The following is a 23,912-nucleotide window of genomic DNA, read 5'->3' as shown; positions in this document are numbered from 1 at the left end:
TCAATGCTCCCGGCTGTCGAAGTCGATGCGTGGGTCGACCAGGGTGTAGGTCAGGTCGCCGATCAGTTTCACCACCAGGCCCAGCAGGGTGAAGATGAACAGGGTGCCGAACACCACCGGGTAGTCGCGGTTGATAGCGGCCTCGAAGCTCATCAGGCCCAGGCCGTCCAGGGAGAAGATCACTTCCACCAGCAAGGACCCGGTGAAGAAGATGCCGATGAAGGCCGACGGGAAGCCGGCGATCACCAGCAGCATGGCGTTGCGGAACACATGGCCGTAGAGCACCCGGCGCTGGGTCAGGCCCTTGGCCTTGGCGGTGATCACGTATTGCTTGTTGATCTCGTCGAGGAAGCTGTTCTTGGTCAGCAGGGTCATGGTGGCGAAGTGGCCGATCACCAGGGCCGTGACCGGCAGCGCCAGGTGCCAGAAGTAGTCGAGGACCTTGCGCCCCAGGCTCAGTTGCTCGAAGTCGCTGGAGGTCAGGCCGCGCAGGGGGAACCAGTTGAGGTAGCTGCCGCCGGCGAACACCACGATCAGCAGGATGGCGAACAGGAACGCCGGGATTGCGTAGCCGATGATGATCGCCGAGCTGGTCCAGACGTCGAAATGGCTGCCGTGGCGGGTGGCCTTGGCGATCCCCAGGGGGATCGACACCAGGTACATGATCAGGGTGCTCCACAACCCGAGGGAGATCGAGACCGGCATCTTTTCCTTGATCAGGTCCACCACCTTGGCATCGCGGAAGAAACTGTCGCCGAAGTCCAGGGTGGCGTAGTTCTTGATCATGATCCACAGGCGTTCCGGCGCCGACTTGTCGAAGCCGTACATGTGCTCGATTTCCTTGATCAGCGCCGGGTCCAGGCCCTGGGCGCCGCGGTAGCTGGAACCGGCCACCGAGACCTCGGCGCCACCGCCAGCGATGCGGCTGGTGGCGCCGTCGAAGCCTTCGAGCTTGGCGATCATCTGTTCCACCGGCCCGCCGGGGGCGGCCTGGATGATCATGAAGTTGATCAGGAGGATGCCCAGCAGGGTCGGGATGATCAGCAGTAGGCGGCGAACGATATAGGCCAGCATCTTATTGCACCGCTTCGGCCGCGGCCGCCTGGTGGTCTGGTGCCGGTTCCACGGCGGGTTTGGCATCGGGCTTGATCCACCAGGTGTTGACGCCGATGTCGTACTTGGGCGCGACCTGTGGATGGCCGATGTGGTCCCAGTAGGCCACGCGCCAGGTCTTGATGTGCCAGTTGGGGATCACGTAGTAGCCCCATTGCAGGACCCGGTCCAGGGCCTTGGCATGGGCCACCAGGCTGGCTCGGGAGTCGGCGTTGATCAGGCTCTCCACCAGACGGTCGATGGCCGGGTCCTTGAGGCCGATGTAGTTGCGGCTGCCAGGCTTGTCGGCGCTGCTGGACATCCAGAATTCACGCTGCTCGTTACCCGGTGAGTTGGACTGCGGGAAGCTGCCGACGATCATGTCGAAGTCCCGCGAGCGGACCCGGGTGATGTACTGGGACACGTCCACCCGGCGAATCACCAGGTCGATGCCCAGGTCGGCGAGGTTGCGCTTGAACGGCAGCAGCACGCGCTCGAACTCGGTCTGGGCCAGTAGGAACTCGATCACCACCGGCTTGCCCTGGGCGTCCACCATCTTGTCGTCGACGATATGCCAGCCGGCTTCTTGCAGCAGTTGGTAGGCCTGGCGCTGTTGGGCGCGGATCATGCCGCTGCCGTCGCATAGGGCAGGGGCGAAAGCCCGGGTGAACACCTGCTCGGGAATTTGCCCGCGCAAGGGCTCGAGGATCGCCAGCTCGTCAGGGCCCGGCAGGCCGGTGGCGGCCATCTCCGAATTCTCGAAGTAGCTGCGGGTGCGGGTATAGGCACCGTTGAACAGTTGCTTGTTGCTCCACTCGAAGTCCAGCAGCAGACTCAGGGCATGGCGTACCCGCACGTCCTGGAACAGCGGGCGCCGGGTGTTGAAGACGAAACCTTGCATGCCGGTGGGATTGCCATTGGGGATCTGCTCCTTGATCAACCGACCCTGGGCCACGGCCGGGATGTTGTAGGCGTTGGCCCAGTTCTTCGCGCTCATTTCCAGCCAGTAGTCGAACTGGCCGGCCTTGAGGGCTTCCAGGGCCACGGTGTTGTCGCGGTAGTAGTCGCTGGTGATGGTGTCGAAGTTGTAGAAGCCGCGATTGACCGGCAGGTCGCGGGCCCAGTAGTCCTTGACCCGCTCATAGCGGATCGAGCGCCCGGCCTTGACCTCGGTCACCCGGTAGGGGCCGCTGCCCAGGGGCACTTCAAGGTTGCTCTTGGCGAAGTCGCGGTGCTCCCACCAGTGCTTGGGCAGGATCGTCAGTTGGCCGAGGATCAGCGGTAGCTCGCGGTTGTTGCTGTGCTTGAACTTGAACAGGACTCGTAGCGGGTCTTCGGCGATCACCTGCTCGACATCGGCGTAGTAGCCGCGATACAGCGGCGAGCCGGCGTTGGTCAGAGTCTGGAAGCTGAACACCACATCCTCGGCGCGCAGCGGATGGCCATCGTTGAAGCGAGCCTCGGGTCGCAGATAGAAACGTACCCAGCTGTTGTCCGGGGCTTTCTCGATCCGCTCGGCCACCAGGCCGTACTCGGTGAAGGGTTCGTCCAGGCTCTGGGCCATCAGGGTGTCGTATACCAGGCCGATATTGCTCTCCGGCACGCCCTTGCTGATGAACGGATTGAGGCTGTCGAAGCTGCCGAAGCCGGCCATGCGGAAGGTCCCGCCCTTGGGGGCGTCGGGTTTTACGAAGTCGAAGTGCTGGAAGTTCGCCGGGTATTTCGGCGCTTCGCCGTAGAGGGTCACGGCATGTTGTGGCGTGGCCTGGGCACAGCAGGCGATGACGCCGAGCAACACGCCGCAGGTGCGCAGGAGCAGGGCACGCAGGGGCATCATTGGGTGGTCTCCAAGGACTTCAGCCACCAGGCACTCAGCCCCAGGGTATAGGGCGGCGTGGTGACGAAGGCGAACCGGTTACGGTAGGCCAGGCGGTGATAGTTGAGGTACCAGTTGGGAATCATGTAGTGCTGCCACAGTAGCACCCGATCCAGGGCCCGGCCGGCGGCCAGCTGGTCGTCGCGGCTCTGGGCCGCCAGGAGCTGCTCCAGCAGGTGGTCGACGATGGGGTTGTTGATGCCCGCATAGTTCTTGCTGCCCTTGACCGCGACCTGGCTTGAGTGGAAGTACTGCCATTGCTCCAGGCCCGGGCTCAGGGTCTGGTTGAGGGTCATGAGGATCATGTCGTAGTCGAACTGGTCCAGGCGCTGCTTGTATTGCGCGCGATCGACGGTGCGCAGGCGCGCGTCGATGCCGATGCTGGCCAGGTTCTCCACGTAGGGCTGGAGGATGCGTTCCAGGTTGGGATTGACCAGCATCAGCTCGAACCGCAGCGGTTGCCCGGCACTGTTCTGCAGGCGCTGGCCGTTGAGCTTCCAGCCCGCCTCGCCCAGCAGCCCCAGGGCCCGGCGCAGGGTCTGGCGCGGGATGCCGCGGCCGTCGGTGCTCGGCAAGCTGAAGGGCTGGGTGAAGAGGCTGGCTGGCAACCGCTCGCGATAGGGCGAAAGCAGCAGCCATTCGCGGCCCTGGGGGACGCCCGTGGCGGAGAAGTCGCTGTTGGGGTAGTAGCTCAGGGCGCGCTGGTAGGCACCGCTGAACAGCGTGCGGTTGGTCCACTGGAAGTCGAACATCATGCCCAGGGCTTCACGTACCCGCACATCGGCGAAGGTCGCGCGCCGGGTGTTCATGAACAGGCCCTGGGTCTGGGTGGGGATCTGGTGCGCTACCTGGGCCTTGATCACCTCGCCACGGCGTACCGCCGGGAAGTCGTAGCCACTGGCCCAGTTCTTGGCCTGGTGTTCGATGTAGATATCGAATTCACCGGCCTTGAAGGCCTCGAACGCCACGTCGCTGTCGCGGTAGAACTCCACCTCGACCCGATCGAAGTTGGCGAACCCGCGGTTGACCGCAAGGTCCTTGCCCCAGTAATCCTTGACCCGCTCGAACACCAGCTGCCGCCCGGGCTGCACCTGGGTGATGCGATAGGGGCCGCTGCCCAGGGGCGGGGTGAAGGTGGTGGCCTTGAAGTCGCGGTCCTTCCAGTAATGCTGGGGCAGTACCGGCATTTCCCCCAGGCGCAGGATCAGCAGCGGGTTGCCGGCGCGCTTGAACACGAAGCGGATGCGCTGTGGCCCGAGGATGTCGACCCGCTGCACTTCCTGCAGGTTGGTGCGGTATTGCGGATGGCCTTCCTTGAGCAGCAGGCGGTAGGAGAACGCCACGTCCCGGGCGGTGATCGGCAGGCCGTCGTGGAAGCGGGCCTCGGGCCGCAGGTTGAACACCACCCAGCTGCGGTCTTCGCTGTACTCCACCGAGCGGGCGATCAGGCCGTAGCTGGAGGTGGGCTCGTCGCCGGAGGGAGCATAGAGGCCCGTGCCCACCATCAGGGGCTCGTTGAGCTCGTTGACTCCGTACTGCAGGAAGTTCGGCGTGGCTACAGGGCTGGTGCCCTTGAAGGTGTAGGGATTGAGGGTGTCGAAAGTGCCAAAGGCCATGACCCGCAGGGTGCCGCCTTTGGGCGCAGCGGGATTGACCCAGTCGAAGTGGGTGAACCTGGACGGATACTTGAGCGTGCCGAATTGCGCATAACCATGACTTTCAGTGATCGTCGCGCTTGCGGGAAAGCTCAAGGCCAGGCTGATGAAGAGCAGAAGCAGGGGACGCATCGAGTCAGAGATCCGATCCAGACGGCTTGGGCTTTGTGCTCGGTACAGTAACAGCTTGTATCGGCTGGAAAAAGCTTGTTCTGGCGGGGGCCTGCCGGATGCCGGAGCCTGTCTCCGGTGAGCGTTGGACGCCCCCGGATCGGGGCGTCGCAGCGTGTCGGGCAGTCAGTGTCGCAGGGCTTGACTGCTGGTGTCGGGTTCCGGGCCTGTCGCTCAGTGAGACAGGTAGACGGTGAGCACCTGGCCTGGCTTCAGGGCCTGGCCGGCGCGGGGGTTCCAGCGCTTCAAGTGTTGCATCTCGACGTTGAAGCGCTTGGCCACCATGTACAGCGAGTCGCCTTGCTTGACCTTGTACTGGGTCGATTTCTTTTTCTCGACACTGGCCACGGCGGTCTTCTTGCCGACGGCCTTGCGGGTGTCCTGCGTGACCAGGGTCTGGCCGACCTTGAGGTTCTTGCCGTTGAGCTTGTTCCAGCGTTGCAGTTCCTGAACGCTGACCCGGTTGGCCTTGGCGATCGACGCCAGGTTGTCGCCGCGCTTGACCCGGTAGGCACGCTTGCGCAACGAGTCGCGGCCTTCATCGCTGGCGAAGACCGACTTGAGCGAGCGTTTGCTGATCAGCTCTTCGGGGCGCATGGTCGACAGGCTGGTGGTCAGCAGCTGTGCCTTGGAGGTGGGCACCAGGAGATGCTGCGGGCCATCGACGGTCATGCGCTGCTTGAACGCCGGGTTGAGCTGGAACAGCTCGTCCTCGTCGATGTTGGCCACCGCCGCGACCTTGGACAGGTCCATGCGCTGGTTGATCTCCACCACCTGGAAGTAGGGTTCGTTGGCGATGGGATTGAGGTTGACGCCATAGGCCTCGGGGGTCATGACCACCTGGGACAGGGCCAGTAGCTTGGGTACGTAGGCCTGGGTTTCCGATGGCAGTGGCAGGTTCCAGTAGTCGGTGGGCAGGCCAAGCTTCTCGTTGCGCTCGATGGCCCGGCTCACGGTGCCTTCACCGGCGTTGTAGGCCGCCAGGGCCAGCAGCCAGTCGCCGTTGAACATGTCGTGCAGGCGGGTCAGGTAGTCCATGGCCGCGGTGGTCGAGGCGGTGATGTCGCGCCGACCATCGTAGAAGCGGGTCTGGCGCAGGTTGAACGAACGACCTGTGGCCGGGACGAATTGCCACAGGCCCACGGCATCGGCCCGGGAATAGGCCAGTGGGTTGTAGGCGCTTTCGATCACTGGCAATAGAGCCAGCTCCAGCGGCATGTTGCGTTCTTCGAGGCGCTCGACGATGTAGTGGATATAAAGGCTGCCGCGCTCGCCGGCGTTCTCCAGGAAGGAGGGGTTGCTGGCGAACCAGAGGCGTTGTTGTTCGATACGCGGGTTGACGCCCAAGCCTTCTTGCAACTGGAAGCCCTGGCGCATGCGCTCCCAGACGTCCTGGGGTACTTGCGGGCTGGGCTGCTTGCCGAGCCAGATGGGTTTTTGCTTGATGCGGGCGTTGAGATTCGGAGTGTGTGTCGCGTCGCTCTGCGGGACATGGCCGGTGCTTTGGCAGCCCGCAAGAGTCGCTGACACAGCTACCGCGATGGCCTGGGCCAAGCGCGTCAATGCGTCTGAACTGATGGAGTAACGAATAAATGACGACATTGGCTGGAAGTAAGTTCCGGGCAAAAATGTCGGGCGATTCTAGAAAGCACCCGGAGTGCGGTCAACCATTCAGAATTTCTATGCCAATGCCGGGGCCTCTTAGAATTTATCTTTCCAGGCTCTCAACGCCGCAAAGACCGCACTCTGGGACGGGTTATCCTGGCCGTTCCGTTCGTCTGCTTTTTGTTTAACAGATGTTTCACCCGTACGCAGGAATGGGTTGGTCAGCCTCTCCAGGGCCAGGGTCGATGGCAGGGTCATGACGCCTTGCTCACGCATTTGCACCACCTTCTCCAGGCGCTGGGCGATGTCCGGGTTATCCGGCTCCACCGCCTGGGCGAAGCGCAGGTTGCCCAGGGTGTATTCGTGGGTGCAGTAGACCAGGGTGTCGTCCGGCAGGGCCGCCAGGCGGCTCAGGGAATGGTGCATTTGTTCGGGGGTGCCTTCGAACAGCCGGCCGCAACCGGCGGCGAACAGGGTGTCGCCACAGAACAGCAGGCCACGATGGTAGTAGGCGATATGCCCCAGGGTATGGCCGGGCACGGCGAGCACGGTGAAGTCCCAGCCCAGGATCTGGAGCTGGTCGTTGTCGTCCAGGGCATTGTCGCGAGCGGGGATCTTTTCCCGTGCGGGGCCGTGGACCGTGGCACCGCTATGCTGTTTCAAGCGTTCGACGCCACCGACGTGATCGTGATGATGGTGGGTGATCAGGATGTCGCTCAGGCGCCACCCGGGGTGTTGCTCCAGCCAAGCCAGTACGGGCGATGCATCGCCCGGGTCGACGACGGCGCAGCAGTGGTTGCGATGATCTTGTAACAACCAGATGTAGTTGTCGGTGAAGGCGGGCAGGGCACTGATCTGTATCATCTTCGGATTCGCCAAGCGGAAAACAATGGCGCATCTTAGAACTTCCTGGCGTGTTGGAGAATGCAATGACCGATAAAGCCTTCGCTCAGGCAGATCCTGACTGGCTGGCCCTGATCGGTGCCGCCCGGGACTGGCTGTCCGGGCCCCTTGGGCAATTCCTGCTGGACGAAGAGCGGCGCATGCTCGAGGAGGAACTGGGGCGCTTCTTTGGCGGCTACCTGGTGCACTACGGGCCGTCGGCCCAGCCTCCGCCGACGGCGCCCCAAGTCCAGCGCAACGTTCGCCTGGGGGCTCCGTTGCCCGGGGTCGAGATCGTCTGCGAGGAACAGGCCTGGCCCTTGAGCGAGCATGCCGCCGACGTGGTGGTGCTGCAGCATGGCCTGGATTTCTCCCTGTCGCCCCATGGCCTGTTGCGCGAGGCGGCCAGCAGCGTACGTCCGGGTGGCCACCTGCTGATTATTGGCATCAACCCCTGGAGCACCTGGGGCCTGCGTCGGGCGTTTGCCCATGACGGCTTGCGCCGGGCCCGTTGCATCGCGCCTTCGCGGGTTGGCGACTGGCTCAACCTGCTGGGCTTCGCGCTGGAGAAACGCCGCTTCGGGTGCTATCGTCCGCCGCTTGCCTCGCCTGCATGGCAGGCGCGGCTGGCGGGCTGGGAACGCAGGGCAGGGCGTTGGCAACTGTCCGGAGGCGGCTTCTACCTGCTGGTGGCGCGCAAGATCGCGGTGGGCTTGCGCCCCGTGCGCCAAGTGCGCCGCGAGCCGATGGGCAAGCTGGTGCCAATGCCCCTGGCCAAGGTCAATCGTCGCAATGTTGAACCTTGAGCACCTGTAGCAAACCTCTCTTTATATAGATGGGCCGGGCTCGCCCGGCCTGGGTGCCGTCGGTGATCGCCGGCGGGCCAATGGCAATTTTTGATGGAAGGCGTGGATGAGCGATAGCGTAGAAATCTTTACCGACGGTGCCTGCAAGGGCAATCCTGGCCCGGGTGGCTGGGGCGCGCTGCTGGTGTGCAAGGGCGTCGAGAAGGAACTCTGGGGTGGCGAAGCCAACACCACCAACAACCGCATGGAACTCATGGCGGCAATCCGAGGGTTGCAGGAGCTCAAGCGTCAGTGCGAGGTGCAACTGATCACCGACTCGCAATACGTGATGAAGGGCATCACCGAGTGGATGGTCAACTGGAAGAAGCGCGGCTGGAAGACCGCCGCCAAGGAGCCGGTGAAGAACGCCGACCTGTGGCAACAGCTCGATGAGCAGGTGAGCCGGCATAACGTCACCTGGAAGTGGGTGCGTGGTCACACGGGGCATCATGGCAATGAACGTGCCGACCAGTTGGCCAATCGCGGTGTGGACGAGGTCCGTGGCCACAAGGGCTAGGCCGGCCCGCTTGTCGATTGCTTAAAATGAAGCCTGCCGGGCCGGCGTTGCTGCCCTGGTGCACAGTCCCTGGGCTGGGCATGCTAAAATCCCGCCCTTTGCCAGATTGAGAACTGACCACTGATGGCCAACAGATCTATTGTCCTCGATACCGAAACCACCGGCATGCCGGTGACCGACGGTCACCGGATTATTGAAATCGGTTGCGTCGAGTTGATCGGTCGGCGCCTGACCGGCCGCCATTTCCACGTTTACCTGCAACCCGATCGCGAGAGCGACGAGGGCGCTATTGGCGTCCACGGCATCACCAACGAATTCCTGGTGGGCAAGCCGCGCTTCCCCGAAGTGGCCGATGAGTTCTTCGAATTCATCAAGGGTGCGCAGCTGATCATCCACAACGCGGCGTTCGACGTTGGCTTCATCAACAACGAATTCGCCTTGCTGGGCCAGCATGAGCGGGCCGACATCACCCAGCATTGCAGCATCCTCGATACCTTGCTGATGGCCCGCGAGCGGCACCCGGGCCAGCGCAATAGCCTCGATGCCTTGTGCAAGCGCTATGGCGTCGACAACTCCGGCCGTGAATTGCACGGCGCCTTGCTCGACTCGGAGATCCTGGCCGACGTCTACCTGACCATGACCGGTGGCCAGACCAGCCTGTCCCTGGCGGGTAATGGTGCCGATGGTGGCGCAGGCGATGGGATGCGCGCCTCGGAGATCCGCCGCTTGTCCGCCGATCGCCAACGCGGCCGGATCATCATGGCCAGCGAGGCGGAGCTGGCCGAGCACCAGGCACGCCTGGAAGCCATCGCCAAGTCCGCCGGCGGCCCGGCACTCTGGACCCAGTTGCTCGAAACCCAGCAGTAACTATCAGGCTCGCACGGTCCTTCGCCTTGTTGCATAAGGGCCGCGGGTTGTTCGCAAGGGCGTAGGCTAGGCAGCGGCCTGCGCCATCGTTGTTGTCCCAGTGCGACGTTTTATTACAGGGAGTCCCTGCCTGGGGTGACATGCGTGCTTTGCAGCTTCTACCCTGAGTGGATTGGCGGGGCACCCCCGTCGCCTCAGGACTTGTCGCCCCATGTATAAAGACCTGCAGTTTCCGATCCTGATCGTGCACCGTGACATCAAGGCCGATACGGTCGCGGGGGACCGGGTACGAGGGATCGCCCGGGAGCTGGAAAAGGATGGCTTCAGCATCTTTTCCGCAGTGGATTATGCCGAGGGGCGGCTGGTGGCCTCCACGCACCATGGCCTGGCCTGCATGTTGATCGCCGCCGAGGGCGCTGGGGAGAACACCCACCTGCTGCAAAACATGGTGGAGCTGATTCGTTTGGCCAGGGTGCGCGCACCGCTGTTGCCGATCTTTGCCCTGGGCGAGCAGGTGACCCTGGAAAACGCCCCGGCCGACGCCATGAGCGAACTTAACCAGTTGCGCGGCATCCTCTATTTGTTCGAAGACACCGTGCCGTTCCTGGCCCGGCAAGTGGCCCGGGCCGCACGCAATTACCTCGATGGCCTGTTGCCGCCATTCTTCAGGGCCCTGGTGCAACACACCGCCGACTCCAACTATTCCTGGCATACCCCGGGGCATGGCGGTGGCGTGGCGTATCGCAAGAGTGCGGTAGGGCAGGCGTTTCATCAGTTCTTCGGCGAGAACACCCTGCGTTCGGACCTGTCGGTGTCGGTGCCGGAACTGGGCTCGCTGCTGGATCACACCGGCCCCCTGGCGGAAGCCGAGGCCCGCGCCGCGCGCAACTTCGGCGCCGATCACACCTTCTTCGTGATCAATGGCACCTCCACGGCCAACAAGATCGTCTGGCACTCCATGGTCGGTCGTGACGACCTGGTGCTGGTGGATCGCAACTGCCACAAGTCGATCCTGCATTCGATCATCATGACCGGCGCGATCCCCCTGTACCTGTGTCCGGAGCGCAACGAGCTGGGGATCATCGGGCCGATTCCCCTTGAGGAATTCAGCACCGAGTCGATCCAGGCCAAGATCGATGCCAGCCCGCTGACGCGTGGCCGTGCACCGAAGGTCAAGTTGGCAGTGGTCACCAACTCGACCTACGACGGGCTGTGCTACAACGCCGAGCTGATCAAGCAGAGCCTGGGCAGCAGCGTCGAGGTCCTGCATTTCGATGAAGCGTGGTACGCCTATGCGGCGTTCCACGAGTTCTTTGCCGGCCGCTATGGCATGGGGACCTCGCGTTCGGCCGACAGTCCGCTGGTGTTCACCACCCATTCCACCCACAAGCTGCTGGCGGCCTTCAGCCAGGCTTCGATGATCCATGTGCAGGACGGTGGCGCCCGGCAACTGGATCGTGACCGCTTCAACGAAGCCTTCATGATGCACATCTCCACCTCCCCGCAGTACAGCATCATCGCTTCGCTGGACGTGGCCTCGGCGATGATGGAGGGCCCGGCAGGGCGCTCGCTGCTACAGGAAATGTTCGACGAGGCCCTGAGCTTCCGCCGTGCTCTGGCCAACCTGCGGCAGAACATCGCCGCCGATGACTGGTGGTTTTCGGTCTGGCAGCCGGAACGGGTCGAAGGTATCGACCAGGTATGCACGGGCGACTGGTTGCTGGAGGCCGACGGCGAGTGGCATGGCTTTGCCGGCGTCACCGACGACTATGTACTGCTCGATCCGATCAAGGTGACGCTGGTGATGCCTGGCCTGACCGCCGGAGGAGCCCTGAGCGAGCATGGGATTCCCGCGGCGGTGGTCAGCAAGTTCCTGTGGGAGCGTGGGCTGGTGGTGGAGAAGACGGGCCTGTATTCCTTCCTGGTGCTGTTCTCCATGGGCATCACCAAGGGCAAGTGGAGCACCTTGCTTACCGAGCTTCTGGAGTTCAAGCGCAATTACGACGCCAACGCCAGCCTGGCCAGTTGCCTGCCCAGTGTCGCCAGCCAGGACCCGCAGCGTTACCAGGGCATGGGGCTGCAGGACCTGTGTGACCAGTTGCATGCCTGTTATCGCAGCAACGCCACGGCCAAGCACCTCAAGCGCATGTACACGGTATTGCCGGAGGTGGCGATGAAACCTGCCGACGCCTACGACCACCTGGTGCGCGGCGATGTCGAGGCAGTCTCCATCGACCAGTTGCAGGGGCGTATCGCCGCGGTGATGCTGGTGCCTTACCCGCCAGGCATTCCGTTGATCATGCCCGGCGAGCGCTTCACCGAATCGACCCGCTCGATCATCGACTACCTGGCATTCGCCCGCGCCTTCGATAGCAGCTTCCCGGGATTTGTCGCCGATGTGCACGGTCTGCAACATGAAGAACAAGGCAATGGGCGGCACTACACCGTCGATTGCATCAAGGAGTAAGGAGCCTGCCGTTATGCCGTCCACGGTCAATGTTGGGAAGTCGCGAGTGCAGGTTCGTGTCGCCGATGCAGGGTTCGCGGCCTATATCAATGGCAGTGACTTCAGTTTCCAGGTCGATGCCTACGCCGAGGTCGCGCACGGGGTAGCGGTGACCGACTGGCCGCTGTGCCGGATCGCCTCCTATCGCAAGTTCTATGGCATCGATCCCGAGGAATTCAGCAGCTATCGCAATGCGCCGGACAGCGAAGTCTTCATGGCTTATCTCGATGGCCAGGCGGTCGGGCACGTGGTGGTCAGTACCAACTGGAATGGGTATGGGCATATCGATGAACTGGCGGTCCACGCCCCAGCGCGAGGTCACGGGGTGGCCAGGACACTGCTGGAAGTCGCGCAGTTCTGGAGTCGCAGGAAGGGTTTGCCGGGGGTGATGCTGGAGACCCAGAACAACAACCTGGGTGCCTGTCGCCTGTATGAACGTTGCGGTTATGTCGTGGGCGGGGTGGATCGCCTGCGTTATCGCGGTATCGATCCACAGACTCGCGAGGTGGCGATCTTCTGGTACCTGCTGTTCGCCGAAGACCCCGCAGGCAACGCTCCTTAACCTGCAAGCAGCGCCGTGGCCTGTTCGCCCAACAGCTCCATCAGGGCATTGAGCAGGGGCGAGGTTTCGCTGCCCTTGCGGCGCAGGGCATACAGGGTGATGCCGATGGGGGGCGATAAAGGGCTGATATCGAGACCCGCGCTCCGAGCGCCGGCGGCCGTGAAGGGATCGACTATCGCCAGGCCCTCGCCGGCTTCCACCAGGCTGCGCATCATCTGGTAGGTCTGTACCCGGGTCTGGATCACCGGCCTGGGTCGCAGGTTCTGCAATTTACTGGCCAGGGTCACGCCCAATGGGTCCAGGTCCTCCAGGCCGACCATGGCCTGGCCGGCCAGGTCCTGCAGGGACACGTATTTCTGCTTGGCCTGCAGCCAGCCGTGGGGCGCCAGGACGAACAGCTTGCCCTGGGCCAGGCTCTGGCTGTGAATGTCCGGGTGCTCGGGGTCATGCAGGCTCAGGCCCAGGTCACAGTGGCGCAGCAGCAGGCTGTCGGTGATCTCACGGGTGTTCTGGCACAGCAGGCTGCACGGCGTATCGACGAAGCGCCGGCGCAAGGCGGCGATGCATTGGGGGAGCAATTGCTGGACCAGTGGAGCGGTACCGACGATGCGCAAGGGCGGCGCCTGGTGGAACCGCAGGCTATCGGCCAGGCGTTGCACGGGCTCGAACGCGTCGTAGACCCGGGTAATGGCAACTTGTAGCTCCAAGGCTTCGCGGGTGGCTTGCAGGCGTCCGCGCACGCTGGCGAACAGCATCAAGCCCAGTTGGCTTTCGGCGTCGCGCAGCAGGGCCTCGACCTCGGCCACCGAGAGCTGCAGCAACTCGGCGGCGGTACCCAGGTGAGCGGTTTGCAGGAGCGCTTGAATCACTTCGATATGACGTAGACGCATGCTTGAAATCCATATCCGGCCGGTCAGGGAAGCAAGCGTCGAATCCTAACCCAAGTCTGCGCCGCGAATCTGTAGTTGATGTCGCAGCGGACAGGGCTGGGCGAAGAGCAGGGGAGGGTCACTGATTCACTGGCGACTCGGGTTCACGCACCAGGGTTACATCCGCCTGCACCAGCAAGAATTGGTTGTCGTCGAGTTTCTTGACCCGGTCACCGATGGCCAGGCGATAGGTGGTGACTGGTTCCGAGCCGGCTTCGCCGTCCGCTGAAGGCATGGATTCCTGGAATTCGTGGACGGAATACACCCGTCCCTCGGCATCTCTTGCATGGAATTGTCCGACAAGTACTGCTGCCATTTATTAGAGCCTCTGGAAATAAAACACGCAAAATTCGGTGCTGTAGACCCAGTGGGAGCGGGGGAAGTTTTGCTCCCGAAAAAAAATATTCTGTTGTGGGCCTGGCTCGGAGTCGATGGCCGCTTCCCGTGCATAAATGCACGGAGTGGGCTAGCAGATACGACCCCGGCTCATCTATAACTAGCAACTCTCCCAAGCCAATGGTTGGAAACTCCAATGAGCAATGTCTACAAGGTTGCAGTGCTGGTCGGCAGTCTCAGAAAGCAGTCCCTGAATCGCAAGGTCGCCCTGGCCCTGGCCGACCTGGCACCCGCCAATCTTCAATTGAACATTGTCGAGATAGGCGACCTGGCGCTCTATGACGAAGACATCGAGCACACCCCGCCGGCCGCCTATGCCAGGTTCCGCCAGCAGATCCGCGAGTCCGATGCGGTGCTGTTCGTGACGCCTGAATACAACCGCTCGGTGCCGGCGGCATTGAAGAATGCCATCGATGTCGGCTCGCGCCCCTATGGCCAGAGCACCTGGAGCGGCAAGCCGGGAGCGGTGATCAGCGTATCCCCGGGGGCTATCGGCGGCTTCGGGGCCAACCACCACCTGCGCCAGTCCCTGGTGTTCCTCAATGTGCCGTGCATGCAGCAACCCGAGGCCTATATGGGCGGCGCGGGCGCGGCCTTCGATGATGCCGGCAAGTTGTCGGATACCACGCGGCCTTTCCTGCAGAGCTTCATCAACGCCTACGGCCAGTGGGTCGAACAGCAAAAACGCAGTTGAAGCCTGGCGTAGCGCCAGGCCGGCTTCTCGTCGATCCAGGCCTGCCGCTACGCTTTGCCTGGTTGCGCTGCGTTCCCTGGCGCGCCAGTTCCCGCCATCCATGGTGACTTCCCGAACATGCTGATTGCCGTGGCGATCTTCCTGCTGACCCTCATCCTGGTGATCTGGCAGCCCCGGGGCCTGGGCGTGGGTTGGAGTGCCACGATCGGTGCCGGCCTGGCGCTGCTCAGTGGAGTGGTGCACCCCGGCGACATTGCCCTGGTGTGGCAGATCATCTGGAATGCCACCGCCACTTTCGTGGCCTTGATCATCATCAGCCTACTGCTGGATGAAGCCGGGTTCTTCGCCTGGGCGGCGCTGCACGTGGCGCGTTGGGGGCAAGGCCGGGGACGCCGGTTGTTCGCCTGCATGGTCTTGCTGGGGGCCTTGGTTTCGGCGCTGTTCGCCAATGATGGTGCGGCCCTGATCCTGACGCCCATTGTCATCTCCATGCTCCTGGCCCTGCGCTTTTCCCCGGCCTCGACCCTGGCATTCGTCATGGGTGCGGGCTTTATCGCCGATACCGCGAGCTTGCCGCTGGTGGTCTCGAACCTGGTGAATATTGTCTGTGCCGATTTCTTCGGCATCGGCTTCAATCGTTATGCGGCGGTGATGCTGCCGGTGAACCTGGTGAGCGTCATCGCGACCCTGGCGGTGCTGCTGTGGTTTTTTCGCCGGGATATCCCTCAATCCTACGATCCCCGGCAGTTGGCCGATCCTGCAAGCGCCATCCATGACCGTGCAACGTTCATGGCCGGCTGGTGGGTGTTGCTGATCCTGTTGCTGGGCTGCTTCGCCCTGGAGCCGCTGGGCATTCCTATCAGTGCCATTTGCGCGGTGTGCGCGGCCCTGTTGCTGATAGTCGCGGCCCGGGGCCACAGGATTTCCACGCGCAAGGTCATCAGGGAGGCGCCCTGGCAGATCGTGATCTTCTCCCTGGGCATGTACCTGGTGGTGTACGGCCTGCGCAATGCCGGGCTGACCGCGTACCTGGCCGGCTGGCTCGACCGCCTGGCCGCCTCCGGGGTCTGGGGCGCCGCACTGGGCAGCGGATTGTTAGCGGCGGGGCTGTCATCGGTGATGAATAACCTGCCCGCGGTGCTGGTCGGCGCCTTGTCCATAGAGGCCAGCCACGCCACGGGAGTGATCAAGGAAGCGATGGTCTACGCCAATGTGATCGGTAGCGACCTGGGGCCGAAGATCACCCCTATCGGCAGCCTGGCGACCCTGCTCTGGCTGCATGTGCTGGAGCGCAAGGGGATTCACATCGGCTGGGGTTATTACCTGCGGGTCGGGATAGTGCTGACACTGCCGGTGTTGCTGGCGACGCTGGCAGCCCTGGCCTTGCGCCTGACGTGGTGAGATCGGCAGCGCTGGCCTAGGGCTGCGGTATGGGGGGCAGGTGGGGCCAGAGATCGGACACCAGGAACAGGCGTTCGGCCTCGACCCAGTCGCCATCGCGCCTTTGTTCCAGGCGCACCAGCAATTGCGCCGGAGCAAGTGGGTCGAGTTCACCCAGCCATTGCTGGAGCTGGGCGCTGCTCCAGGTGTGCTCGCCAGGGTAGCGGGCCGGGGCCAGCCAGGCCTGGCGGGGCAGGGGCTGCCAGCGCCCCGCCGGACTCTGGGTGATGAAGGCGGGCCAGTCCCGTTGGTGCAGCCAACGCCCGCGCAGGTGTCCGGGGTGGGCGCCCCGGGGCGGTTCGGCATGGCCCGGCCAGGGGTAGAGCAGGTAACCCCCGAGCCACAGGGCGGCGTTGAACTGATTGATATCCAGTGCCGCTAGCGCCTCCCGGCTTTCCAATCGCGTGGAAATCGGCAGTTGATGTTCATCCAGATGGGCCAGCTTGAGGTCCAGCCGATCATGGCAGCCGGGGCCCAGCCATTGCCTGCAATCGGTGCCGTCGCCTTGCTGTGGGCCGAGGTAGAGCTTGATGGCAAGTTCCAGATGGTGCACACCGTCGCGGTCGCGCAGCAGCATGTCGAGCTCGCCCAGGGTGTGGCCTCCGCGGCGGATCGGCAGGTTGGCCGCCAGCAGCTCGACCCCCGGAGCCTGTTGCACGGCAAATTGCCATAGCCGTTCGTAGTACAGGCCCAGGCGTCGGGTCGGGCTGCGACTGAGCCAGTGTCGCAGGGCGCTGCTGTCCTGGTCTTGTTGCCGTAACCAGTGGACCAGTAAATGCGGTGCCTGCGCCCAGTCACTGCCGGCCAGGGGGTGGCGCTGGGGCCAGGGCGTGTGGCTGAGCATCGGCGGCGCGAGGATGACCCAGGCGAGGTCGCGGACTTCAGGCTGGCGCAACTGGCGGGGGAAATCGAGCAAATCCGGAAATGGGAGCATGTTGCGAGCATAGCTGCAAACCCGGTGGCGCCGCGACAAATGCCCGGGTTTCCGGTCGGCGCGGCACTTCGGCAGGGCCACAGGGCTGAAAGGATTTTGTCTGCGGCCGGGTTTCGCCCATAATCCAGCGTTTGGCCTGAACCCGAACCCCGCAGGAGCCCCATGGAGCAATTTCGCAATATCGGCATTATCGGTCGCCTGGGCAGTTCCCAGGTGCTGGACACCATTCGCCGACTGAAAAAGTTTCTGCTCGAACGCCACCTGCACGTGATCCTCGAGGACACCATCGCCGAAGTGCTGCCAGGCCACGGCTTGCAGACCTCCTCGCGCAAGCTGTTGGGCGAGGTCTGCGACATGGTCATCGTGGTCGGCGGTGATGGCAGCTTGTTGGGCGCCGCCCGGGCCCTGGCACGGCACAACACCCCGGTGCTGGGAATCAACCGGGGCAGCCTGGGCTTTCTTACCGACATCCGCCCCGATGAGCTGGAGATCAAGGTCGCCGAAGTACTGGATGGCCACTACCTGGTGGAGAACCGCTTCCTGCTGCAGGCCGAGGTGCGCCGGCACGCCGAGGCCATCGGCCAGGGCGATGCACTGAACGACGTAGTGCTGCACCCGGGCAAGTCGACCCGGATGATCGAGTTCGAGATCTATATCGATGGCCAGTTCGTCTGCAGCCAGAAGGCCGACGGCCTGATCGTCGCTACCCCCACCGGCTCCACGGCCTACGCACTGTCTGCCGGCGGCCCGATCATGCATCCCAAGCTCGATGCCATTGTGATCGTGCCGATGTACCCCCATACCTTGTCCGGAAGGCCGATCGTGGTCGATGGCAACAGTGAGCTGAAAATCGTCGTGTCCAAAGATATGCAGATCTACCCGCAAGTCTCCTGCGACGGGCAGAACCATTTCACCTGCGCCCCGGGCGACACCATCACGGTCAGCAAGAAGGCCCAGAAACTGCGCCTGATCCATCCCCTGGACCATAACTATTATGAGGTCTGCCGGACCAAGCTCGGCTGGGGCAGCCGCCTGGGTGGTGGAGGCGACTGATGCTCGATCCCGCGCGTAGCTACGACCTGATCGGTGATGTGCACGGTTGCGCCCTGACCCTCGAGCACCTGCTGGACCGACTCGGTTACCACAAGCAGGGCGGCGTCTGGCGGCATCCGTCGCGCATGGCGGTGTTCCTCGGCGATATCATCGACCGCGGCCCGCGTATTCGCGAGGCCCTGCACATCGTCCACGACATGGCCGAGGCCGGCCAGGCGCTGTGCATCATGGGCAACCATGAGTTCAATGCCCTGGGCTGGAGTACACCGGCCGCGCCGGGCAGTGGCAAGCAGTTCGTGCGCGAGCACACACCGCGCCATGCCCGGCTGATCCACGAGACCCTGGCGCAGTTCGAACAGCACCCGGGCGACTGGCATGACTTTCTTCAGTGGTTCTACCAGATGCCGCTGTTCGTCGACGCCGGGCGCTTCCGGGTGGTCCATGCCTGTTGGGATTCGGCGCTGATCGCCCAGCTACGCCAGCGCTACCCGGACGGCTGCATCGATCGCGATTTCCTCCAGGCCTCGGCGTTGCCTGACAGCTTTGCCAGCAATGCCTTCGACCGCCTGCTGCGTGGCACCGACATGCGCCTGCCCCATGGCCTGACCATGACCAGCGGCGACGGCCTGACCCGTTCATTCTTCCGTACCAAGTTCTGGGAAGACGACCCGCAGACCTATGGCGACATCGTCTTCCAGCCCGATGCCTTGCCCGAGCCGGTAGCGCGCACGCCATTGTCCAGGGACGAGAAGAACAGCCTGCTGCGCTACGCCGTCGAGGAGCCGTTGCTGTTCGTCGGCCACTATTGGCGCAGCGGCACGCCGGCGCCGATCCGGCCCAACCTGGCCTGCCTGGACTACAGCGCGGTGCTCTACGGCAAGCTCGCCGCCTACCGCCTGGACCAGGAAACGCGCCTGGACCCGAACAAGTTCGTCTGGGTCGACGTCGAGCGGCCGGAGGTGCTGCGATGAGCGCGGTAGCGATTTTGCGCCTGCCCCTGGCCACTGACCTCAGCGGCTTCGTCAAGCTCTTGCAGCGCATGCAAGTGCCCCATCGGGTCAGCGAGGAAGCGGGGGAGCAGGTGCTGTGGGTGCCCGAATCCATCCGCGAGGACGTGCTGGACCTGTACCAGCGTTTTCCCCAGGGCGATCCCGAACAGCAACTGGACATTCCCCAGGCCGCCGCCCCGGTGGGCCTTGGGCTGGTCCAGCAATTGCGACGCAGCCCGGTTACCGCGTTGATCCTGGTCCTGAGCCTGGCGGTTTGTGGCATCACCCTGTTGGGGGACAACCTGCAGGCCTTGAGCTGGTTCACCTTCCTGCAGTTTCGCGTGGCGGGCGACTACATCCAGTTCAGCTCCCTGGCCGACAGCCTGGCGGCGGGGCAATGGTGGCGCCTGGTGACACCGATGCTGGTTCACTTCGGCATCCTGCACATCGCTATGAACGGCATGTGGTACTGGGAACTGGGGCGGCGCATCGAGTTGCGCCAGGGCAGTATCAACCTGCTGGGCCTGACCCTGCTGTTCAGCCTGGTGTCCAACTACGCGCAATATTATTTCAGTGGCCCGAGCTTGTTCGGTGGCCTCTCCGGAGTGCTCTACGGACTGCTGGGGCATTGCTGGATCTATCAATGGCTGTCGCCCAACCCCATCTACCGCCTGCCCCGGGGTGTGCTGGTGATGATGCTGGTGTGGCTGCTGCTGTGTCTGTCCGGGCTGATCTCGATGATCGGCTTCGGTGAAATCGCCAATGCCGCCCATGTTGGCGGTTTGCTCGTCGGTTGCCTTACCGGTCTGTTGGGTGGCTTGTACAGCCGCCGTAGACCGGCCCCTTGAGTTCAGGAGTCTGGTATGTCGTCCTTTGTCGAAATGATCGAAAACATCACCCCCGATATCTATCGCAGCCTGAAGCTGGCGGTGGAGATCGGCAAATGGTCCGATGGCCGCAAGCTCACCGCTGAGCAGCGTGAACTGTCGCTGCAGGCGATGATCGCCTGGGAGATGCAGAACCTGCCGGAGGAGGAGCGCACCGGCTACATGGGCCCGCAGGAGTGCTCGTCGAAGTCCGAGCCGGTGCCGAACATCCTGTTCAAGTCGGATGCCATCCATTGATCGAGATCGGCCGCGGCTCCATCAGTAAAATGTCGGCTCGTCTCGACGGGCCGAATGTGCAATACGCTTTTCGCCTGGGTGATAGCGAGGTGCCGGTCAACCCCTTGATCGGCAGCAGGCTGCGCCTGGAATACCTGGGGGCGATCCACTGCACCCATTGCGGACGCAAGACCAAGACCAGCTTCAGCCAGGGCTATTGCTATCCGTGCATGACCAAGCTGGCCCAGTGCGATGTCTGCATCATGAGTCCGGAACGCTGCCACTACGACTCCGGCACCTGCCGCGAGCCGTCCTGGGGCGAACAGTTCTGCATGACCGACCACGTGGTCTACCTGGCCAACTCCTCGGGGATCAAGGTCGGCATCACCCGGGCGACCCAGTTGCCCACTCGCTGGCTCGACCAGGGCGCCAGCCAGGCGTTGCCGATCATGCGTGTAGCGACCCGCCAGCAGTCCGGTTTCGTCGAAGACCTGTTCCGTTCCCAGGTGGCCGACAAGACCAACTGGCGGGCCTTGCTCAAGGGCGATGCCCAGGCCGTGGACCTGGTGCAGGTGCGCGAGCAGCTGTTCGCATCCTGCGCCGAGGGCCTGCTGGCCTTGCAGCAGCGGTTCGGCCTGCAGGCGATCCAGCCGGTGCGTGACATCGACCCCCTGCAAATCCGTTATCCGGTCGAGGAGTACCCGACCAAGATCGTCAGTTTCAACCTGGACAAGAATCCGATCGCCGAAGGCACCCTGCTGGGGATCAAGGGCCAGTACCTGATCTTCGACACCGGCGTGATCAACATTCGCAAGTACACGGCCTACCAGCTGGCCGTGCATCAGTAGAAGGAATTCGCCATGCGCACCGAACAGCCGAAGATGATCTACCTGAAGGACTATCAGGCCCCCGAGTACCTGATCGACGAGACGCACCTGACCTTCGAGTTGTTCGAGGACCACAGCCTGGTCCATGCGCAACTGGTGATGCGTCGCAACCCGGCCCGTGGTGCCGGGCTGCCGCCCCTGGTGCTCGACGGCCAGCAGCTGGAACTGCTGTCGGTGAGCCTGTCCGACCAGCTTCTGGAAGCTGGCGACTATCAGCTCGACGACAGCTACCTGACCCTGCACCCAGCCAGCGCCAGCTTCACCGTGGATACCAGCGTGCGGATCCACCCTGAAAGCAATACCGCCCTGGAAGGCCTGTACAAGTCCAGCGGCATGTTCTGCACCCAGTGCGAGGCCGAGGGCTTTCGCAAGATCACCTACTACCTGGACCGCCCGGATGTGATGAGCAAGTTCACCACCACCGTGGTGGCCGAGCAGCACCGCTATCCGGTGCTGCTGTCCAACGGCAACCCGATCGCCAGCGGCCCGGGCGAAGACGGCCGGCACTGGGCGACCTGGGAAGACCCGTTCATGAAGCCGGCCTACCTGTTCGCCTTGGTGGCAGGGGACCTGTGGTGCGTCGAGGACAGCTTCTGCACCATGAGCGGCCGCGACGTGGCGCTGCGCATCTATGTCGAGCCGGAGAACATCGACAAGTGCCAGCACGCCATGAACAGCCTGAAGAAGTCCATGCGCTGGGACGAACAGACCTACGGCCGCGAGTATGACCTGGACATCTTCATGATCGTCGCGGTCAACGACTTCAACATGGGCGCCATGGAAAACAAGGGCCTGAACATCTTCAACTCCAGCGCCGTGCTGGCCCGTGCCGAGACCGCCACCGATGGCGCCCACCAGCGGGTCGAGGGCATCGTCGCCCACGAGTACTTCCATAACTGGTCGGGCAACCGGGTCACCTGCCGCGACTGGTTCCAACTGTCGCTCAAGGAAGGCTTCACGGTATTCCGTGATGCCGGGTTTTCTTCGGACATGAATTCGCGCACGGTCAAGCGCATCCAGGACGTGGCCTACCTGCGCACCCACCAGTTCGCCGAAGACGCCGGTCCCATGGCCCATGCCGTGCGCCCGGAGAGCTTCATCGAGATCTCCAACTTCTACACCCTGACCGTGTACGAGAAGGGCTCGGAAGTGGTGGGCATGATCCACACCTTGCTGGGCGCCGAGGGCTTCCGCCAGGGCAGCGACCTGTACTTTGCACGCCACGACGGCCAGGCCGTGACCTGCGACGATTTCGTCAAGGCCATGGAAGACGCCAACGGCGTCGACCTGACTCAGTTCAAGCGCTGGTACAGCCAGGCCGGTACTCCGCGCCTCGCGGTCAGCGAGTCCTATGACGCAGCGGCGAAGACCTACAGCCTGACCTTCCGCCAGAGCTGCCCGCAGACGCCGGACAAGGTGGAAAAACTGCCATTCGTGATCCCGGTGGAGTTGGGCCTGCTGGACAGCCGGGGCGCCGCCATGGCCCTGCGCCTGGCTGGCGAGGCCAGTGCCCAGGGCACTTCCCGGGTGATCTCGGTGACCGAGGCCGAGCAGACCTTCACGTTCGTCGATGTTGCCGAACAACCGCTGCCGTCGCTGCTGCGTGGGTTCTCGGCGCCGGTGAAGCTGAGCTTCCCCTACAACCGCGACCAACTGATGTTCCTCATGCAGCATGACAGCGACGGTTTCAACCGCTGGGATGCCGGCCAGCAGTTGGCGGTGCAGGTACTGCAGGAACTGATCGGCCAGCACCAGCAGGGCCAGGCCCTGGTGATGGACCAACGCCTGGTGACCGCCCTGGGCACCGTGCTGGCCGACGAGAGCCTGGACCAGGCCATGGTCGCGGAAATGCTGTCGCTGCCGGGTGAGGCCTATCTCACCGAGATCAGCGAAGTGGCGGATGTCGAGGCTATCCATGGGGCCCGCGAATTCGCTCGCAAGCAACTGGCCGAGCAGCTGTTCGACGCCTTGCTCAAGCGCTACCAGGACAATCGCGAGCTGTCCCGCGCCACCGCCTATGTGGCCGAGTCCGAGCACTTCGCTCGCCGCGCGCTGCAGAACATTGCCTTGTCCTACCTGATGCTCGTCGGCAAGCCCGAGGTCCTGGCGGCCACCATCGAGCAATTCGACAGCGCCGACAACATGACCGAACGCCTGACCGCCCTGGCGGTACTGGTCAACTCGCCGTTCGAGGCCGAGAGGGCACAGGCACTGGCGGTATTCGCCGAGAACTTCAAGGACAATGCGCTGGTCATGGACCAGTGGTTCAGCGTGCAGGCCGCCAGCCCGCTGCCTGGTGGACTGGCGCGGGTCAAGGCATTGATGGAGCACCCGGCGTTCAACATCAAGAACCCGAACAAGGTACGGGCTGTATTCGGTGCGTTTGCTGGCCAGAACCTGATCAACTTCCATGCTGGCGATGGATCGGGCTACCGTTTCCTGGCGGACCTGGTGATCCAGCTCAATGCCATCAACCCGCAGATTGCCTCTCGACAACTGGCGCCGTTGACTCGCTGGCGCAAGTACGACAGCGCCCGGCAGGCGTTGATGAAGGCCGAGCTGGAGCGCATTCGCGCCTCGGGTGAACTGTCCAGCGATGTGTTCGAGGTGGTGAGCAAGAGCCTCGCCTGACCTGGCTCGAAGGCGAATGGGCTCCCTCGGGGGCCTGTTCGCTTTCGTGGCCGGTGTTTCCCTGCAGTTCCGACCGGCCTTGCCCGTGGGCGTGCCGGTCCTTTCTTCCTTTCTTCTTCGCTTGCCCCACGACCGCCCCTGGCCTATACCGGCAGGGTGGCGCCTGCCTGGACCACATATCGATCACTTCGACGAATGCCCGATGATTCAGGGAGCTCGTGGGGGGACGCGATTAACAAAAGATAACGTGGCGTCGATTGTCAGACGTTTCCAAAGCC

At 63.4% G+C, this 23,912-nt stretch carries 21 protein-coding genes; 13 read left to right on the top strand and 8 right to left on the bottom strand.

Features of this window, described 5'->3' with window-relative positions:
- The 5 genes from ATY02_RS17680 to gloB form a co-directional block, all read right to left on the bottom strand.
- Positions 1–1,074: a microcin C ABC transporter permease YejB gene (locus ATY02_RS17680; RefSeq protein WP_068589019.1), complete on the bottom strand. Its 1,074-nt coding sequence runs from the start codon at positions 1,072–1,074 to the stop codon at positions 1–3.
- Position 1,075: 1 nt separating this feature from the next.
- Positions 1,076–2,929, bottom strand: coding sequence for an extracellular solute-binding protein (locus ATY02_RS17675; protein ID WP_068589016.1), 1,854 nt, complete (start codon positions 2,927–2,929; stop codon positions 1,076–1,078).
- Entirely contained in the window at positions 2,926–4,755 is a 1,830-nt protein-coding gene (locus ATY02_RS17670) for an extracellular solute-binding protein (protein WP_068589013.1), read from the bottom strand. Before ATY02_RS17670 ends, ATY02_RS17675 begins: the two co-directional genes overlap by 4 nt.
- Before the next feature lie 213 nt (positions 4,756–4,968).
- Positions 4,969–6,396: a LysM peptidoglycan-binding domain-containing protein gene (locus ATY02_RS17665; RefSeq protein ID WP_068589010.1), complete on the bottom strand. Its 1,428-nt coding sequence runs from the start codon at positions 6,394–6,396 to the stop codon at positions 4,969–4,971.
- Between the two features lie 99 nt (positions 6,397–6,495).
- Entirely contained in the window at positions 6,496–7,263 is a 768-nt protein-coding gene (gloB, locus tag ATY02_RS17660; RefSeq protein WP_068589032.1) for a hydroxyacylglutathione hydrolase, read from the bottom strand.
- A 65-nt stretch (positions 7,264–7,328) separates the two neighbouring features.
- Here gloB and ATY02_RS17655 point away from each other — a divergent pair, with 65 nt between their 5' ends.
- The 5 genes from ATY02_RS17655 to ATY02_RS17635 all read left to right on the top strand — a co-directional run bounded on the left by ATY02_RS17655 (position 7,329) and on the right by ATY02_RS17635 (position 12,578).
- On the top strand, positions 7,329–8,087 hold the full coding sequence (locus ATY02_RS17655) for a class I SAM-dependent methyltransferase (RefSeq protein ID WP_068589008.1): 759 nt from the start codon (positions 7,329–7,331) through the stop codon (positions 8,085–8,087).
- 106 nt (positions 8,088–8,193) lie between these two features.
- A complete protein-coding gene (rnhA, locus tag ATY02_RS17650; protein ID WP_068589006.1) occupies positions 8,194–8,643 on the top strand; it encodes a ribonuclease HI in 450 nt (149 codons plus the stop codon).
- Positions 8,644–8,766: 123 nt separating this feature from the next.
- Positions 8,767–9,510, top strand: a complete 744-nt coding sequence (gene dnaQ, locus ATY02_RS17645) for a DNA polymerase III subunit epsilon (RefSeq protein WP_068588999.1) — start codon at positions 8,767–8,769, stop codon at positions 9,508–9,510.
- Positions 9,511–9,721: 211 nt separating this feature from the next.
- Positions 9,722–11,977 carry an Orn/Lys/Arg decarboxylase N-terminal domain-containing protein gene (locus ATY02_RS17640; protein ID WP_068588997.1) on the top strand — a complete coding sequence of 752 codons (2,256 nt, stop codon included), beginning with the start codon at positions 9,722–9,724 and terminating at the stop codon, positions 11,975–11,977.
- A gap of 13 nt (positions 11,978–11,990) precedes the next feature.
- A complete protein-coding gene (locus ATY02_RS17635; protein ID WP_068588994.1) occupies positions 11,991–12,578 on the top strand; it encodes a GNAT family N-acetyltransferase in 588 nt (195 codons plus the stop codon).
- On the opposite strand, the gene ATY02_RS17630 is transcribed toward ATY02_RS17635, so the two are convergent.
- Positions 12,575–13,468: a LysR family transcriptional regulator gene (locus ATY02_RS17630; RefSeq protein ID WP_068588986.1), complete on the bottom strand. Its 894-nt coding sequence runs from the start codon at positions 13,466–13,468 to the stop codon at positions 12,575–12,577. The genes ATY02_RS17635 and ATY02_RS17630 overlap by 4 nt on opposite strands.
- A gap of 118 nt (positions 13,469–13,586) precedes the next feature.
- Positions 13,587–13,823: a hypothetical protein gene (locus tag ATY02_RS17625; RefSeq protein WP_068588983.1), complete on the bottom strand. Its 237-nt coding sequence runs from the start codon at positions 13,821–13,823 to the stop codon at positions 13,587–13,589.
- 216 nt (positions 13,824–14,039) lie between these two features.
- Between ATY02_RS17625 and ATY02_RS17620 the strand changes: the two genes are divergently transcribed.
- Both ATY02_RS17620 and ATY02_RS17615 read left to right on the top strand, forming a co-directional pair.
- Positions 14,040–14,597, top strand: a complete 558-nt coding sequence (locus tag ATY02_RS17620) for an NADPH-dependent FMN reductase (protein ID WP_068588981.1) — start codon at positions 14,040–14,042, stop codon at positions 14,595–14,597.
- A gap of 117 nt (positions 14,598–14,714) precedes the next feature.
- Complete coding sequence (locus tag ATY02_RS17615) at positions 14,715–15,998, top strand: arsenic transporter (RefSeq protein ID WP_068588978.1); 1,284 nt, start codon at positions 14,715–14,717, stop codon at positions 15,996–15,998.
- 16 nt (positions 15,999–16,014) lie between these two features.
- Here the strand turns inward: ATY02_RS17615 and ATY02_RS17610 are convergent, their stop codons facing one another.
- Positions 16,015–16,971, bottom strand: a complete 957-nt coding sequence (locus tag ATY02_RS17610; RefSeq protein WP_068589028.1) for a DUF1853 family protein — start codon at positions 16,969–16,971, stop codon at positions 16,015–16,017.
- Between the two features lie 162 nt (positions 16,972–17,133).
- On the opposite strand from ATY02_RS17610, the gene ATY02_RS17605 reads away from it, so the two are divergent.
- From ATY02_RS17605 to pepN, 6 genes are read left to right on the top strand one after another with little or no spacing between them, the layout of a single operon-like run.
- Complete coding sequence (locus ATY02_RS17605; protein ID WP_068588976.1) at positions 17,134–18,024, top strand: NAD(+) kinase; 891 nt, start codon at positions 17,134–17,136, stop codon at positions 18,022–18,024.
- The gene (locus ATY02_RS17600; RefSeq protein ID WP_176719784.1) at positions 18,021–18,995 is read left to right on the top strand and encodes a metallophosphoesterase; all 975 of its coding nucleotides are present in this window, start codon (positions 18,021–18,023) and stop codon (positions 18,993–18,995) included. Before ATY02_RS17605 ends, ATY02_RS17600 begins: the two co-directional genes overlap by 4 nt.
- Positions 18,992–19,861, top strand: coding sequence for a rhomboid family intramembrane serine protease (locus ATY02_RS17595; RefSeq protein ID WP_068588971.1), 870 nt, complete (start codon positions 18,992–18,994; stop codon positions 19,859–19,861). The genes ATY02_RS17600 and ATY02_RS17595 overlap by 4 nt, the downstream gene beginning before the upstream one ends.
- 15 nt (positions 19,862–19,876) lie before the next feature.
- On the top strand, positions 19,877–20,137 hold the full coding sequence (locus ATY02_RS17590; protein WP_068588968.1) for a YeaC family protein: 261 nt from the start codon (positions 19,877–19,879) through the stop codon (positions 20,135–20,137).
- Complete coding sequence (locus ATY02_RS17585; protein WP_068588965.1) at positions 20,134–20,964, top strand: DUF2797 domain-containing protein; 831 nt, start codon at positions 20,134–20,136, stop codon at positions 20,962–20,964. The genes ATY02_RS17590 and ATY02_RS17585 overlap by 4 nt, the downstream gene beginning before the upstream one ends.
- A gap of 12 nt (positions 20,965–20,976) precedes the next feature.
- A complete protein-coding gene (gene pepN / locus ATY02_RS17580; protein ID WP_068588963.1) occupies positions 20,977–23,634 on the top strand; it encodes an aminopeptidase N in 2,658 nt (885 codons plus the stop codon).
- Positions 23,635–23,912: the final 278 nt, after the last annotated feature.

The sequence above is a fragment of the Pseudomonas sp. BIOMIG1BAC genome (assembly GCF_001705995.2).
In the GTDB taxonomy this organism is placed as follows: Bacteria; Pseudomonadota; Gammaproteobacteria; order Pseudomonadales; family Pseudomonadaceae; genus Aquipseudomonas; species Aquipseudomonas sessilinigenes.
The sequence above is the reverse complement of the archived record's forward strand: the minus strand, read 5'-3'. Positions and strand labels throughout refer to the sequence as shown.